The 15,714-nt window shown below is 35.2% G+C and carries 18 protein-coding genes and 2 pseudogenes; 5 read left to right on the top strand and 15 right to left on the bottom strand.

The features are described from left to right. The first annotated feature begins 18 nt into the window (after window positions 1–18). A pseudogene (locus J4T77_RS07455) lies at window positions 19–996 on the top strand (IS3 family transposase). A gap of 46 nt (window positions 997–1,042) precedes the next feature. On the opposite strand, the gene J4T77_RS00425 reads toward J4T77_RS07455, so the two are convergent. After that, window positions 1,043–1,324, bottom strand: a complete 282-nt coding sequence (locus J4T77_RS00425) for a hypothetical protein (RefSeq protein ID WP_039964338.1) — start codon at window positions 1,322–1,324, stop codon at window positions 1,043–1,045. On the opposite strand from J4T77_RS00425, the gene secD reads away from it, so the two are divergent. Continuing rightward, a complete protein-coding gene (gene secD, locus J4T77_RS00420; RefSeq protein WP_458695082.1) occupies window positions 1,224–2,666 on the top strand; it encodes a protein translocase subunit SecD in 1,443 nt (480 codons plus the stop codon). The genes J4T77_RS00425 and secD overlap by 101 nt on opposite strands. A gap of 16 nt (window positions 2,667–2,682) precedes the next feature. On the opposite strand, the gene J4T77_RS00415 is transcribed toward secD, so the two are convergent. The 5 genes from J4T77_RS00415 to J4T77_RS06965 all read right to left on the bottom strand — a co-directional run bounded on the left by J4T77_RS00415 (window position 2,683) and on the right by J4T77_RS06965 (window position 5,122). After that, complete coding sequence (locus tag J4T77_RS00415; RefSeq protein WP_190321117.1) at window positions 2,683–3,468, bottom strand: enoyl-ACP reductase FabI; 786 nt, start codon at window positions 3,466–3,468, stop codon at window positions 2,683–2,685. Between the two features lie 249 nt (window positions 3,469–3,717). Continuing rightward, on the bottom strand, window positions 3,718–4,053 hold the full coding sequence (locus tag J4T77_RS00410; protein WP_233640986.1) for a hypothetical protein: 336 nt from the start codon (window positions 4,051–4,053) through the stop codon (window positions 3,718–3,720). Between the two features lie 100 nt (window positions 4,054–4,153). Beyond that, the gene (locus J4T77_RS06975) at window positions 4,154–4,525 is read right to left on the bottom strand and encodes a reverse transcriptase domain-containing protein (protein ID WP_255717897.1); all 372 of its coding nucleotides are present in this window, start codon (window positions 4,523–4,525) and stop codon (window positions 4,154–4,156) included. Next, complete coding sequence (locus J4T77_RS06970) at window positions 4,495–5,031, bottom strand: reverse transcriptase domain-containing protein (protein ID WP_255717892.1); 537 nt, start codon at window positions 5,029–5,031, stop codon at window positions 4,495–4,497. The genes J4T77_RS06975 and J4T77_RS06970 overlap by 31 nt, the downstream gene beginning before the upstream one ends. Next, the gene (locus tag J4T77_RS06965) at window positions 4,994–5,122 is read right to left on the bottom strand and encodes a hypothetical protein (RefSeq protein ID WP_255324786.1); all 129 of its coding nucleotides are present in this window, start codon (window positions 5,120–5,122) and stop codon (window positions 4,994–4,996) included. Before J4T77_RS06965 ends, J4T77_RS06970 begins: the two co-directional genes overlap by 38 nt. Before the next feature lie 496 nt (window positions 5,123–5,618). Here J4T77_RS06965 and J4T77_RS00400 point away from each other — a divergent pair, with 496 nt between their 5' ends. The 3 genes and pseudogenes from J4T77_RS00400 (at window position 5,619) to J4T77_RS07450 (ending at window position 8,908) form a co-directional block, all read left to right on the top strand. Beyond that, window positions 5,619–6,434, top strand: a complete 816-nt coding sequence (locus J4T77_RS00400; RefSeq protein ID WP_190321116.1) for a PAS domain-containing protein — start codon at window positions 5,619–5,621, stop codon at window positions 6,432–6,434. A gap of 62 nt (window positions 6,435–6,496) precedes the next feature. Next, window positions 6,497–7,669: a porin gene (locus J4T77_RS00395; RefSeq protein ID WP_190321115.1), complete on the top strand. Its 1,173-nt coding sequence runs from the start codon at window positions 6,497–6,499 to the stop codon at window positions 7,667–7,669. Window positions 7,670–7,831: 162 nt separating this feature from the next. Continuing rightward, window positions 7,832–8,908, top strand: a pseudogene (locus J4T77_RS07450) (IS3 family transposase). 463 nt (window positions 8,909–9,371) lie between these two features. Here the strand turns inward: J4T77_RS07450 and J4T77_RS00370 are convergent. The 9 genes from J4T77_RS00370 to J4T77_RS00335 form a co-directional block, all read right to left on the bottom strand. Then, window positions 9,372–10,157, bottom strand: coding sequence for a hypothetical protein (locus J4T77_RS00370; RefSeq protein WP_190321114.1), 786 nt, complete (start codon window positions 10,155–10,157; stop codon window positions 9,372–9,374). 65 nt (window positions 10,158–10,222) lie between these two features. Continuing rightward, the gene (locus J4T77_RS00365) at window positions 10,223–10,612 is read right to left on the bottom strand and encodes a phage tail tube protein (protein ID WP_010962351.1); all 390 of its coding nucleotides are present in this window, start codon (window positions 10,610–10,612) and stop codon (window positions 10,223–10,225) included. Then, window positions 10,587–10,997, bottom strand: a complete 411-nt coding sequence (locus tag J4T77_RS00360; protein WP_010962350.1) for a hypothetical protein — start codon at window positions 10,995–10,997, stop codon at window positions 10,587–10,589. The genes J4T77_RS00365 and J4T77_RS00360 overlap by 26 nt, the downstream gene beginning before the upstream one ends. A 106-nt stretch (window positions 10,998–11,103) precedes the next feature. Continuing rightward, complete coding sequence (locus J4T77_RS00355; RefSeq protein WP_233641048.1) at window positions 11,104–11,619, bottom strand: head-tail connector protein; 516 nt, start codon at window positions 11,617–11,619, stop codon at window positions 11,104–11,106. 139 nt (window positions 11,620–11,758) lie between these two features. Further along, entirely contained in the window at window positions 11,759–11,923 is a 165-nt protein-coding gene (locus tag J4T77_RS00350; RefSeq protein WP_233641029.1) for a hypothetical protein, read from the bottom strand. A 31-nt stretch (window positions 11,924–11,954) separates the two neighbouring features. Beyond that, window positions 11,955–13,073, bottom strand: coding sequence for a group II intron reverse transcriptase/maturase (ltrA, locus tag J4T77_RS00345; RefSeq protein ID WP_233641047.1), 1,119 nt, complete (start codon window positions 13,071–13,073; stop codon window positions 11,955–11,957). Beyond that, entirely contained in the window at window positions 13,036–13,164 is a 129-nt protein-coding gene (locus J4T77_RS06960; protein WP_255324786.1) for a hypothetical protein, read from the bottom strand. Before J4T77_RS06960 ends, ltrA begins: the two co-directional genes overlap by 38 nt. Before the next feature lie 542 nt (window positions 13,165–13,706). Further along, window positions 13,707–14,018: an ECH_0659 family protein gene (locus J4T77_RS00340; RefSeq protein ID WP_015588824.1), complete on the bottom strand. Its 312-nt coding sequence runs from the start codon at window positions 14,016–14,018 to the stop codon at window positions 13,707–13,709. Window positions 14,019–14,166: 148 nt separating this feature from the next. After that, window positions 14,167–15,696, bottom strand: coding sequence for an ankyrin repeat domain-containing protein (locus J4T77_RS00335; protein ID WP_223823066.1), 1,530 nt, complete (start codon window positions 15,694–15,696; stop codon window positions 14,167–14,169). Window positions 15,697–15,714 lie beyond the last annotated feature (18 nt).

Here is a 15,714-nt window from a genome sequence, read left to right as displayed (position 1 = left end):
AAAACGTTTTTTCAAAATATGACAAATAGAAGAGAATATACAGCAGAATTCAAATTAGAAGCTGTTAAGCTGGTTAAAGAAACAGGTCAAGCAAGTACAAAAATAGCAAAAGATCTAGGTATAGATGGCAGTATGTTAAGTAAGAAAATATAATGGAAAATGTCTGGAGCATACGCATTTCCAGGCAAAGGCTCCTTATGACAAAGAAAGATTTGATCTAAAAAAGAGCTAATAAGAGAAAGAGACATCTTAAAAAAGCCCTGGGCAAAGAAAAAGAGTAAAGTATTCTTTTATATAGAAATTGCTATAAAACACAGGAACTATGTAGGGTTTTGTACTGGTGGTATGGGTTGCTAAGGAAAAAAGCAGTAAAGAATTAGCAAAAGAAGGGCTTCTAGCAGATATTCAAAAAATACATCAAGCTTCTAAATGCAGATATGGAGCCCCTAAAATTCACGCTGAATTAAAAGCTTTAGGCAAAAATTAAAACAGTACAAAGTGTTATGCAAGAAAATGGCATTAAAGCCAAGTTTAGACGAAGGTTCAAAAATAAAAAACAGCAAATAAGCAACCGAGTTGTGGCTCCGAACACATTGGATCAAAATTTTACTACTGATCAGCCAAATAAAGTTTGGGATTACCTACATAAAAACTAAAGAAGGTTGTTGGCGGCAATAATTGACCTATATTCACGCATGGTGGTTAATGAGTAACATGATAATTAGTTATAGATTCTTTATTGATGGCCGTTGATAAACGCAAACCCGATAAAAATCTGCTGTTACATAGCGATCAAGGGTCACAGTATACCTCTCAAAATTACCAATTTCTATTGAATACAAAAAACATCATTTCCAGCATGAGCCATAAGGGCTGTTGTTACGATAACTCTGTTGCAGAAAAGTTCACTTAAAAGGGAGCTGCTTATTGATACTTCTCGCTCAACAAACCAGAACTGCCATATTTGAATACATAGAAATCTTTTATAACAAATAACGTAGACATTCTACTATTAACTATTGCATTCCTGCACAATTTATTCTCATGATAAAAACGTCTTAACTTTCTCTCTACTTTTTCTGGGTAAGGTCAAATAGAGAATTTTACAAAAATCTATTTTTAACTTACAATCAATTATTACAATTTTAAACCTACAACTTATGTATAACAGACTTATAGTCAAATCTTTTTCAGTATTATGCATCTGTTTATTTGCTTTATACATAACACTGCCAAATTTCTTTGATAATAAGCTTTTTATTTCGAAAAAAAGAATAAACTTAGGCCTTGACCTGAAAGGAGGGGCATCTTTGCTTTTAAACATAGACTTAGACTTCTATTTTAAGGAAAAGCTAAGCATGCTAGCTAACGAAATAAAAGAGACATTGCTAACAAAAAATATTGAATCTAACGTACAAAATAGCGTTATAACTTTAAATAGTATTGATGATTATAAAAAAGCATCTGTGTTGATTAATGCGATAAATCCAAATTTAGAGCTAAATAGAAAAGATTCTTCGATTCTCATTTCGTATAAACCACATTATAAAAATTCTTTGATCAGTGAAGTAGCTGCAGAATCAATAAACAATGTCCAGCGCCGTTTGGACAAACTTGGCACAAAGGAAGTCAGCATTCAAAAACAAGGGCAGAATAAAATATTAGTGCAGGTGCCTGGAGTAGAAGATACCAAGCAGATAAAATCTCTGCTTGGCAAAACTGCTAAGCTAGCTTTTCATTTGGCAAACACTAACATAGCCAAGGTGCAGGATATAGACCATGAAACCACTGTCATGCTCAAGGATTCTTTAGGTAATTCTTATCCAATATTCCGCAAAACTGAAATAGGTGGTGATTCGCTGGTTAACGCATCAGTTAGATTCGGCAATTTAGGTAAACCGACAGTGCATTTTAAATTTGACAGTATAGCGAGTAAAAGATTCGCGAAAATCACTAAAGAAAATGTAGGAAAGCCTTTTGCAATTGTTCTGGATAACACAGTTTTAACAGTACCTACAATACGTGAGCCAATTTTAAATGGAGAGGGAGAAATTAGCGGTAATTTCACTGAAAAACAAGCAAGCGAACTTGCAATACTTTTAAAATCTGGAGCACTGCCAGCACCACTTAAAATAATTGAAGAAAAAAACATTGGCCCAAGTCTTGGAGAAGAATCAATAAAGGCAGGGGAAATGGCAGCAACAATCTCTATTATAGCCGTGGCTTTATTTATAATCATCACTTACGGCAAATTAGGTGTATTGGCCTCTATTGCACTTTTTTCTAATGTAGTTCTTATATTATCAATTCTCACTCTGCTTGAAGCAACTCTAACTTTACCTGGAATTGCCGGTATTGCACTTACTGTTGGTATGGCGGTGGATGCAAATGTTTTAATATTTGAGCGAATTCGTGAGGAAATCAAATCTGGCAAGAGAGTGGAACGTGCTATTGAAGAAGGGTTTAAAAACGCTATAAAGACAATACTGGATTCAAATATCACTACATTAATTGCTGCAGGAATAATGTTCATTATTGGCAGTGGAGCAATAAGAGGCTTTTCTGTCACTCTATCAATAGGAATTTTATGTTCGATGTTTTCTGCAATCACAGTCACAAAACTCCTGATAGAGTTGTGTATGAACCCGAAGGAACTAGCGCTTTGAATTAAGGATTTAGATCTCAGTCAACCACCTTCATTCCCACAACGTTATATCCTGAATCAACGTGCAAAATTTCTCCAGTAGTGCCACTACTTAAGTCGCTTAATAAGTATAACGCTGCCTTGCCAACATCCTCTATTGTAACATTGCGTCTGAGCGGAGAGTTATTTCTATTCCATTCTGATATGGAGTGAAAATCGCTTATTCCAGAAGATGCTAAAGTTCTGATTGGACCAGCGGAAATTGCATTTACTCTGATATTTTGTGGCCCGAGATCACATGCTATATATTTTACACTTGCTTCAAGTGCCGCTTTACATAAACCCATAACGTTATAATTTGGCATAACTTTTTCAGCGCCATAATAAGATAAAGTAAGTAAACTACCACCATTTGACATCATTTTTTCAGCCCTTTGCGCTAAAGCAGTAAAAGAATAGCACGATATATGCATTGCATTGAGGAAGTTATCCAGTGAAGCATTGACATATTTACCATCTAACTCATTTTTATCGGAGAATGCTATTGCATGCACCAAAAAGTCAAGAGTACCCCATTTTTTCTCTATTATTTCGAAAGCGTTATCTATGATTTTTTCATTTGAAACGTCGCAGTGTAATATTAGCTCCACATTTAGTTCATCTGCTATTGGTGATAGTTTTTCTTTTATTATTTCATTCTGGTAGGTGATTGCAAGTTCTGCTCCGTGCTCTGAGAGAGTTTTTGCTATACCGTATGCTATTGATCTCTTATTTATTATTCCGGTTATTAATCCCTTTTTGCCTTGTAATAGACTTGTCGTCATAGAACTATCTGTTTTTTTATAATTTGGAATATTAACTAGGTAAAGTCAAGATATCACTATGTTTTAAAATATTTTTTGCAGTAACTTGAAGTCTATAAACAGTAATCTTGATTCTTCTACAACAAAGCCATTCCATATGGTCTGGTAGAGACTCATGACCTTGAAACCAGCGATTTGGTCTCATAACCATAGTCTCCCCAAAAGAACCGTGCTTGCGGATTTCCCGCACACGGCTCCACAATACAGCGTTCACACTAGTGCTCCTGTGTATAAAGAAACATATACCTTTGGTTTTGGTAATGGATTTACTTTTAAATAGTGTATAAATTGTTCCCAATCCATACTTTTCTTTTGACTACGTCGGTTTATCCACTTAAATGCTAACTTTGTTACCGGTCGATAGAATTGAATCAAACACCGATAATTTCCGCTAACTCCGAAGTAGCTATAGTGTCCTGTTAGTTTGGCTTTAAGTTTCTGCCACCAATCTTTGAAACAGATACGACTTCGTACCATCTTCAACCATTCTTTGATTTCTTTAATCTTTCTGGCTAGGCTTATTTTTGAAGTTTTCTGCTTCATCATAAGTTTACCATTACGACTTTTTCCACAATAATGTGTAAATCCTAGAAAGTTGAAGCTAGCCGTCCTACGTTTCTCTCTTTCTGCTTGATACCATTCTTTCTTACCAAACTTTACTATTTTTTGTTTTATTTTCAGCTATTTCCAACCCAAATTTACTTAGTCTTTGTTTCAGTAATTCTAGAAATTCTTTTGCGTCTTCTTCCCTCTCGCAGCCAACTACAAAATCGTCGCAAAACCTTATTAGCTGTAAATATCCTCTGGCTTTTGGCTTAAATTTCTTTTCAAACCATAAGTCCAGCACATAGTGTAAGTATATATTAGCTAATACAGGGCTTACTATACCACCTTGTGGTGTGCCTTGATCGGTTGCTTTATAACATCCAACTTCGACTATTCCTGCCTTTAGAAATCGTTTTATTAACCACAATAAATTTGGGTCAGCTATTCGTTCCTTAGACAATTCATTAGCCATTTATGTTGAACATTATCAAAGAACTTCTTGATATCCACTTCTACAATATAGTTAATTGGTTTGTGCATAACTGCTTTATCTAGAGCGTTTATCGCCTGATGACAATTTCTTCCTGGTCGAAATCCATACGAGCTGTCCATAAAGTTTGCTTCATAAATATTTTCTAATATCTTCTTTAGCATTACCTGTACCAACTTATCTTCCGTTGATGGTATTCCGAGACCGCGCTTCTCTTTGCTCCCGGCTTTGGGTATGTATACCCTTTTCACTGGTAGCGGTTGATATTGTTTTCTCTTCATACTATCCACTAGTGTTTTAAGTTTCTCTTCTAGATTTTCTCCATAAGCTTCCACTGTCACACGATCTATACTACAAGCCTTGTTGCGTTTTAGTTCCTTATAACACTCTGCAAGATTCTCTTCATTAATCAAATGAACTAATGATGTAAATTTTACTCGCTTATCTTGCTTAGCCCTTACTGCTATCTGGTTTAGTTTTCCTTGCATACTCCTCTAATCTCTGTTGTATTGGTATAGCAATCCCTATACCAGTCACTATATTGCTAACCGCTTCCCCTTGTATGTGGCTTTCCCACACTCCGAGTACTATCAATTAGTCCGACTTCCTTTGCATCTTCCTCCAGTCCTCGCCTTTATTGACTTGTTCCAGAGTACCCTTACAGGAATACAAAGGATCTCCCAAGTTCACGTAAGGTCCATCTCAACACATGACGCGGCCTTCGATCCCGATGAGGTGAGTAATATCTTGCCTTAGCGTTATTACCCATGTTGCCTTCCACCAAATGTAAAGTGTCAGCCCCCATGACGCGTGAATTACGGGACTCAATACCTTCACTTTCGTTGCACCCTATGTTGTCCATTCCATTAGCTTTACTACGCTCGTTACCTTACGCAGCATAATGGTTTGTTCCAGGTTGCCGGCTAAGCTTTACCCGTGTTGGATTTTCACCAACTGTTCCTTACGCACTTCTTGGCGCACACATTCTGTCTATACCCAATTAAGCATATTAATAAGTAAGTAAATCTTAATATAATCTTATTATACTTATAAATACGCTGTATAGAATGAAAGTATGGATGATTTCATAACTGCAAGAAGAAAAGATGATGCTGTGGTATCTGTTTATCAGGATAATAAGAAAAAAAACGTGTTAATTTTAGGGCTCAATCAAGTTGCAAGGGATTTGTTAAAATATGAAGAGAAGAATTTGCTTAATAAGCCATTAATTAATATCTTAAGCACAAGAGCAGCTGACAACGTGAAGAATTATTTAGAGTATACCGAAAATGGACACGATTTACTTGATATACTACCTAAAGTGATAGATTTTTCCTTAATTGATGCTAAGGGAGAAGATATCAGGATAAAAGTAAAAGTTTTCCGCACTGCACAATTTGCCAGTAATAAAATAAATTATGAGCTATTAATACGTGATATCAGTTTGTCCCATAAACTAGGAATCTTTAGAGATAAATATCTAATGGGTAAAAAATATAAAAACCATGACTTATTCGATATACCGGGCAATGAGTCCACTATTCTAGAGTTATACGTTATATTAAATTTTGCCTTTCAACATCAAATTAATGCAGCTATAGGAGTGATTGGCTTAAATAGTAGCTGTAGTGAGACAAATAATGCACTGAAAGTTATCATAGAACATTTTTATAAAAATTGCCGTAGTGATGATTTTCTAGGGTATATTGATGAGAATAAAGTGCTTTTTGTTTTGATTAACTGCGATGTAAAAAGTATATCTAAAATAATTAATCGTATACATTCTGCCATTAATAAGCAGTTATTAAAGCGAAAATTACCAAGTGTATCAATAATTTATGGGAATATAGCTCAAAAACAGGCAGCAAAATCTACCAGCGGTGCCTTCTGAAAAGTTGTTTTTTATTTATATTGAGTTTAAACTTAAATTTTTATAAAGATTTAAGTTTATTTATGAAGTTAAAGTACTACCTGGTAGTACTGCTTTCATCATTGTTTTTGCAGAATAGTGCTAGCTCTAAAACAATTTTGGATAAGGAAATATTTTATGCAGAACTAGACGGAAAAGTAGATTTGAGATTCGGCTACGCCTTCAACAGAGATTCTTTCAATGCTAAGCCTAAGGATAAAACTTCAAGTTATTCATACTTGCGCTTTCTTTATTTACAGCAAGTTTATCCAAATACTCAAATGGGGGTTAATGTTAAGGCAGGGGTTTCTGGTATTGCAAACCTAAAAGCGTTAGACATAGAAAAGTTAGACATGGAGGAATGGTATTTTATCATAAAAAACCAGGAACTTGGATCAATTGAATATGGTAAAAGAAGTTTAGTTGGTCAGAGCATGTTAATTAACACTTCAAAAATTTATGCAGCTGCTGGAGGAGTAAATGGTCATTGGACAAACTATGCAAATTTGCGCGGTGATCATAAAAAAGATGGTGACCCTGGATATAATCAAGACAAGGTGTTCTGGGTCAAGCCCAATATTTATAGCGATTATAATGAACTCGAACTAGGGTTAAAACAATCATCAATTAACTACATCTCCCCTGAAATCTATAACTTTCAACTCGGATTCAGTTATGTTCCAGGAAAAAATAACTTACAGTACAGCAATTTAATTGCTGCTGGCCTTTCCTATAAAAACAGCTTGTCAAATGATATAGGTTTTACTACTGCTTTGACTGGTGAATTTGCAAGAGAAAATTTAACTGGTTGCTCAGATGGAACTTCTAAAAATTATGAATGTCGCAATCAATTACTGCACTGGAATTTTGGTTTGAAGCTAAAATTGTTCGATCTTGATTGCATTTTTTCGTATGGTAATGGTGATGAATCTGGTGAGAGGCGTAATCCTGAAATAAATAATACGTATTATATGAATGCAGGTATCGCTTACCATTCTGATTCTTACAAATCAAGCTTAACATATTTTAGTAGTGGTAGGGATATTGCAGGCGAAGGTACAAACGAGTTAACATCATATGCTTTAAGCCTTGAAAATTCTCTTTTTTTAGGTACTTCATACTATTTCGATATTGTAAAATTTAGTACCAAAGAACCTAAAATAGAAAATAACAACTCTGGTTATGTGCTCTTGGCTGGACTGAAATTAAGTTTTTAATATTGCCTCCTTCCAACACTCTTTTCTGTCATCCAAGGTAACCGTTCACACTTAATTTTTCAATCTCACTCATGGAGAGGCCAGTAAACTGACCTTACCCAGAAAAAGTGGAGAGAAAGAAAAGAGTTTTTTTGGGTAAAATAAAATTTTGGAGGATTAGAAATGGTAAGAGAATATACAGCAGAATTCAAATTGGAAGCTGTTAAACTGGCAAATGAACAAAGAAAGGTAGGTCAACCAGTTGCAAAAGTAGCAAGAGATCTAGGAATAAGGGATAGTGTATTAGGAAAATGGATAAAGAAACACAACGAAAAAAAGTCGGCGGCAAATGCATTTCCAGATGTAGCACCTTATGACAAAGAGAGGTTTGATTTACAAAGCAAGAGTAACAAGGGAAAGAGACATTAAAAAAAAAGCCCTGGCCAGTCAAAAAGAGTAAAATATTTTTTTATATAGTAACTGCTATAAAGTACAGGAATTATGTAGGATTTTCTGCTAGTGGCTACTATAAGTGGACCACAAGAAAAATAAGCAGTAGAGAATCAGCAAATAAAGAGCTACTCGCAGCTATTCAAAAATATATCAAGTTTCTAAATGTAGATATGGAGCTCCTAAAATTCATGCTGAATTGAAGGCTTTGGGTAAAAGTTGCAATTTGAAAACGGTGCAAAGTATTATGCAGAAAAATGACATCAGGGCTATACTGAGAAGAAAGTTTAAAATTAAAAAACAACAAACAGATAATAGAGCTGTAGCTCCCAATATACTAGATCAAAACTTTATTGTTGATCAACCAAATAAAGTATGGGATTACTTACATCAAAACCAAGGAGGGATGGCTATATTTGGCAGCAATAATTCTCACGTATGGTAGTTAATGAGTAGTGCAATAAATAAACAATTGGTTATGAACTCTTTATTAATGGCCATTAATAGGCGTAAACCTGTTAAAAATCTACTGCTGCACAGTGACCAAGGTTCACAATATACTGCGCAAGGGTATCAATATCTCTTAGCTGTAAAGAATATAGATGAGTAATAAAGGCTGTTGTTACGACAATTCTGTTGCAGAAAGCTTCTTTAGCTCATTGAAAAGAGAAATACTTATTGATACTTCACAACACTCTGCTCAACAAACTAGAACTGCAATATTTGAATACATAGAAATTTTTTATAACAAACAACGTCACTATTAACTATTGCATTCCAGAACAATTTGATGCATCATTCTTTTTGTAAAAAACATTCCACACTTTCTCTCCACTTTTTCTGGGTAAGGTCATTTTTCATTGCACCCTATATTGTCCATTCCATTAGCTTTACTACGCTCGTTACTTCACGCAGCATAATGGTCTGTTCTAGGCTGTTGGCTAGACTTTGCCTAAGTTGGATTTTCACCAACTGTATTCTAAACGCTTACTTGGCGCACCCATAACAAAAATGCCTGAAAAACGTTAATAATTATATACTATTATTAATAATTATTTAACCATATTTTAAGCTTACAATTTTGAGCTTAACTGACGCTTATGGATAGGGGCAACTCTATCACCCTGTGTTATGTTTATTTTCTAACGGACGCTGATTTTTGTATCGTAATTTCTTGCTATAAATTGGTTATATAAGAGCTGGCTTCTAAAATTTTATAACCCTAATTTGAATTAACAGACAGTAGAATCGAAAGATTATTACAAGGAGAAATCTACACAGATCGACCCTTTTGTGAATCTGCGTTTCTGCTTTCTTCAACTTGTTTTGCAAAAGATGTTTCCGGTTTCTGAAGTGGCTTAGCAATTTCACGCACAACGGCAATAACTGCTGTTAAAAACGTTTTTAACAATGCACCTAAAGCTCCACCAACTGCTTCCCTGCCATATATATGAGCTTGCTTTTCGTTACCGTCAGCAGTTTCCCCTGCCCTCCTTCTTGGATCCATCCTATGAGCAATCACCGAAAACAACACTCCCCTGATTGAAGACTTCACTTTTTCCTTTGCTTCGTGGACATCCCCATCTTTTGCTGTTTCATGTCCATGACTTAAGTGTTTAGCGTTCATTAGCTCCTTTTGTTGCTGGGCAAACATGCTACTTAATACTTCTTCTATCACTTGCTTTCTTCTCTTCTCTCTAACTCTTTTCATAGATTCTGATTTATCGCGAGTGTGTTTGGTAGTTTCAAATTCTGCATCAATATCTTCGGACGCAGCCTGACTATATAAAGTCTCTATGAGCCTGTCTATGCTTCGCTTTATTTGCATAGTCCTTTCGTAACTATCCGAATTATCAATTCCTTCGTCGACCTGATTTAGAATATCCTCAAAAACTTTCAAATAGTCTTGAATATACTGTATTATGTATTGCTTATCTTCCTCTTTGTGTTGTTCTTCTTGATTTTGCTGATTTTCATTTTCTAAACTTCTCTCTCTTTTATCATCGTTATTTTCTTCAATATTATCACCGTCTTCCTCGAAAAGGTTTTCGTCATTCATGATTTTTTTTAATTTAGTTAAAATTCTCACCAGTTATTATTGTATATGAAAAAATTAAATTAACATTAATGAAAAGCGTTTACAACTTCAGCACTATTTAAAACTACAGTAAAGCTGTCAAAAGTAACAGGATCATAATACCTCTCATACAATTCAACTGAACACCTAAGCCTTATCTTTTCCTTAGCATTAAAACTAATTTCATAATCATTATTAGAGTTTAGCATAGCAGAATTACGTAATAATTCATCAGCTAATACAGAGTCTAAAATTCCATTAATTTTTATCGTAATGTGTCTGCTTCCAGCACAATCGAGCACTTTCCTCCAGCCAAAAGAAGAAATATCTTTCACCTCTTCTCTGTTATTACGCAAAGTAAACCTTAGGTTTCTTATATTATTTAACACAATAAAATTATTGTCATGATCTTTAATTTTTAGCTGTAATTTGCTCATTATCACCTCCTTTTATTAAAATATCAAAATTAATTGTTGAATGTAAAATTTCATCGTGCTGATCCATAGCACAATTACTTTCTAAAATGGCCTCATTATTAAAACCTTCAATGCTCTTAAGTATCAAGTTAATATGCCTTATAATGGCAAACATACTGTCTATATGATAAGTATATATGTCGCATGAAAATCTTGCCTTTGTAGCAAAATTGGACAGCATATGCAGGTTATTATAATTCACTACACACAATCTCAGGTAAGGAATGGTGACCTGTTTAGGTAAGTAGTCATAAATGTTAGTAACATATTTCCTTAAATCAGAGTTTGCTTTTAGTGCTTCATAAATGCTACTGTACAACTCGTTTATAGCTTGAATTTTTTTCATAATTAACCCTCGAAAGATATATAGAAACTCGTCATCCCGCTGCTTGTTAGCGAGATCTATCCGTAACGGTATGACGTAGTAGCCCAGTTTGAATGACCAGAAAGAGCTACAAAACAACCTTTGGTTCGCGAAATGGAGAATATACCTTCTTCACTTCAGATAAATGGCTACTTACCTCCGATTCACGATTTTTGTAAAGAGCAGAAACATGCCGCATAATACCTAGTTTTATCTGCTCAGGAACATTGTCATAACCAGCTTCGTATACAACATCAACTCTTATTGCATTCAAACAATTGAAAAACTCAACATAGCCCCCTACATCACTAAAATAATACTTAAGTGTACTCTTCTCTTGATTTTTAGACATCATTGCAGTAGCCAATACTATCTTACTCACAGGGCCATAGCTTAAATAGATCCTACGAGGTACATAATCTTCATATGAAACTTGCCATGTTTGTTTCACCAGTGACTTTTCCATATGCCATTCAGCGTAATCAGTTGCCATAAAAATTAGATCTGAAATCAACTTATCATCCTGGTCGTTCTCAATGCGTAAAAAAGATTTAACCTCTTCTAAAGTAACTGGAAAAGATTCAGGCTTAGATTTACGTTGCACAGATATTCTTGGTGAAGTAGATCTTATTGGTCTGGTAGAGACTCATGACCTTGAAACCAGCGATTTGGTCTCATAACCATAGTCTCCCCAAAAGAACCGTGCTTGCGGATTTCCCGCACACGGCTCCACAATACAGCGTTCACACTAGTGCTCCTGTGTATAAAGAAACATATACCTTTGGTTTTGGTAATGGATTTACTTTTAAATAGTGTATAAATTGTTCCCAATCCATACTTTTCTTTTGACTACGTCGGTTTATCCACTTAAATGCTAACTTTGTTACCGGTCGATAGAATTGAATCAAACACCGATAATTTCCGCTAACTCCGAAGTAGCTATAGTGTCCTGTTAGTTTGGCTTTTAAGTTTCTGCCACCAATCTTTGAAACAGATACGACTTCGTACCATCTTCAACCATTCTTTGATTTCTTTAATCTTTCTGGCTAGGCTTATTTTTGAAGTTTTCTGCTTCATCATAAGTTTACCATTACGACTTTTTCCACAATAATGTGTAAATCCTAGAAAGTTGAAGCTAGCCGTCCTACGTTTCTCTCTTTCTGCTTGATACCATTCTTTCTTACCAAACTTTACTATTTTTGTTTTATTTTCAGCTATTTCCAACCCAAATTTACTTAGTCTTTGTTTCAGTAATTCTAGAAATTCTTTTGCGTCTTCTTCCCTCTCGCAGCCAACTACAAAATCGTCGCAAAACCTTATTAGCTGTAAATATCCTCTGGCTTTTGGCTTAAATTTCTTTTCAAACCATAAGTCCAGCACATAGTGTAAGTATATATTAGCTAATACAGGGCTTACTATACCACCTTGTGGTGTGCCTTGATCGGTTGCTTTATAACATCCAACTTCGACTATTCCTGCCTTTAGAAATCGTTTTATTAACCACAATAAATTTGGGTCAGCTATTCGTTCCCTTAGACAATTCATTAGCCATTTATGTTGAACATTATCAAAGAACTTCTTGATATCCACTTCTACAATATAGTTAATTGGTTTGTGCATAACTGCTTTATCTAGAGCGTTTATCGCCTGATGACAATTTCTTCCTGGTCGAAATCCATACGAGCTGTCCATAAAGTTTGCTTCATAAATATTTTCTAATATCTTCTTTAGCATTACCTGTACCAACTTATCTTCCGTTGATGGTATTCCGAGACCGCGCTTCTCTTTGCTCCCGGCTTTGGGTATGTATACCCTTTTCACTGGTAGCGGTTGATATTGTTTTCTCTTCATACTATCCACTAGTGTTTTAAGTTTCTCTTCTAGATTTTCTCCATAAGCTTCCACTGTCACACGATCTATACTACAAGCCTTGTTGCGTTTTAGTTCCTTATAACACTCTGCAAGATTCTCTTCATTAATCAAATGAACTAATGATGTAAATTTTACTCGCTTATCTTGCTTAGCCCTTACTGCTATCTGGTTTAGTTTTCCTTGCATACTCCTCTAATCTCTGTTGTATTGGTATAGCAATCCCTATACCAGTCACTATATTGCTAACCGCTTCCCCTTGTATGTGGCTTTCCCACACTCCGAGTACTATCAATTAGTCCGACTTCCTTTGCATCTTCCTCCAGTCCTCGCCTTTATTGACTTGTTCCAGAGTACCCTTACAGGAATACAAAGGATCTCCCAAGTTCACGTAAGGTCCATCTCAACACATGACGCGGCCTTCGATCCCGATGAGGTGAGTAATATCTTGCCTTAGCGTTATTACCCATGTTGCCTTCCACCAAATGTAAAGTGTCAGCCCCCATGACGCGTGAATTACGGGACTCAATACCTTCACTTTCGTTGCACCCTATGTTGTCCATTCCATTAGCTTTACTACGCTCGTTACCTTACGCAGCATAATGGTTTGTTCCAGGTTGCCGGCTAAGCTTTACCCGTGTTGGATTTTCACCAACTGTTCCTTACGCACTTCTTGGCGCACACATAATAACCCTCCTTTTTGATATAGCTAGAATAAGTAAGGTTTACCTCGTGACAGCGTGGGGCAAATCTTACTTACTTTAGCTATGCAGCTTGCATGCAACATTAAGTTAAATTGGCGCAGCAACAACTCTGAGTGCTTTATCGTATGAATATATTAAGAAGAGAACGTATTAAAGCTGTTTCTCCTTTTTTGTTGATAAAATTTGAACTTATAGCATATTCAACTAGGCTGGATTTTAGTAGATTGACATTTTGAGAATGAATATTATTGAAGGTGGAGTTTAACTCTTTAGCAAGCAGACTGCGAAATTTTTGCACACTGTCATATGCGATATTTTCAAGTTCATGTGCAAATTTATCTTGAGCTATAGTTGTTATATCTTCAATTTCCTTATTAAACTCCTCTAGCTTTTTTTCGTTATTTTTAAAATTTTTCGTAAAAGTTTTCATATCAATTAAACTCAACTATTATTATGATTATAATGACAATGAAAAACTACCGAAGTAAAAAATTCACACTACTGTGTAACTTACAAATACTTTTTACTACATTCCAGCGTCACGCGCTGGAATCTATAGCAAGTGTACAAATTAAATTTTACAAACACCGTTGTGCTGAATCTTGAATATTCACTTCTTTCAATTCAGTGGTAGGTTTTGGTTCAGCGATGGGTTTTGATATTGTGTATGTAATGCCACCAGCTATCAGTGCAGATACCACAGAAGCTGCAACTATTAATAGAGCAGACAATCCGGAAGCAATACTAAGAGCAGCACCTACTGCTAACATAGCTGCAAGGCTCGCATAGGCAACTTTTGGGGAAAATTGTCTTTTTCCTACTTTTTCTAGTGACACTTCATTTGTTTTAGTTTTGCCCAGTTCACCATCAAGTGGTGTGTTTTCATTCTCCAGACTTCTTATTTTTTGTGTTAGTGATTCATTCTCTTTATTGAATTCTTTCAACTTAGTCTCATGTCCAACTATGCAACTTTTTGATTCTGCTAGTTCCTTTTGCGCTTTTTCTAACAACACTTTTGTTTTAGAATGCTTATTTTCGTTTTCTTCTAATTCGCTATTAAGTGTTGTATTTTTACTTTCTAGATCTTGTATTTTTTGTTCTAGTGATTCATTCTCTTCATTGAGTTTCTCCAGTACTTCCAATTTAGTCTCATGTTCAGTGACACAATTTCTCAATTCTGTTAGTTCCTTTTGCGCTTTTTCTAATGGTACTTCGTTTTTTTTAGTTTTTGTTTTTTCTAATTCACCCTTAAGTGTTGTGTTTTCATTTTTTAGATTTTTTATTTCTTGTCTTAGTGATTCATTCTCTTCATTGAGTTTCTCCAGTGTGTCCAGCCTAGCTCCATGTCCAGTGATATAACTTTTCAATTCTGTTAGTTCCTTTTGCGCTTTTTCTAATGGTACTTCGTCTGTTTTAGTTTTTGTTTTTTCTAATTCACTATTAAGCGTTGTGTTTTTACTTTCTAGATCTTGTATTTTTTGTTTTAGCAATTCATTCTTTTTCTGCTCATCCTTTAGCTGAGTACGTAATTCTTTTAACTTAGCTTTACGTTTTTCAACCTTTTCTGCTTTTTCTGGAGTTTCCGTTGCGTTGTGTGTTTTGGAATGAGAAAAGGTACTAGGTACAACCTCAGATGGCTGATCACACATACTGTTTAGTCTATCTATTAGGTCTTCATCCTTTATCAATGAGCGATCTGCTCCATGCTTTATCAAAAGCTTTGCTAATTTTTTATTGTCATTTGCAAGAGCATAATATAAGAGAGTATGCTCAACTTTATCTTGTGCATTAACATTTGCTCCACCTTCTACTAGATATTCTGCAATCTCTACACAACCATATGCAGCAGCATAATGTAAAGGGGTCACGCCATCTTTATCTTGTGCATTAATATCTTCTCCATTTTCTAATATAGATTGGCCTAAAGCTTCAGATTCATCTGCATCAAAATATATTCCACTATCGCCACTATTACTTTTATTTAAAAAGGTCTGTTCCCCATTATATGTAGTATACTGCTCTGGATGTTGACTGTGCAAGTCATTATGTTCTATGCGCTTCTGATTATTGGCAAGTCTTTGTTCTGCCTCTTGCAACTTTTGCGCCATAGCATCTCTTTCTCTTAT

The organism is Wolbachia endosymbiont of Drosophila innubila (assembly GCF_021378375.1).
Classification (GTDB): Bacteria; Pseudomonadota; Alphaproteobacteria; order Rickettsiales; family Anaplasmataceae; genus Wolbachia; species Wolbachia pipientis.
The sequence above is the reverse complement of the archived record's forward strand: the minus strand, read 5'-3'. Positions and strand labels throughout refer to the sequence as shown.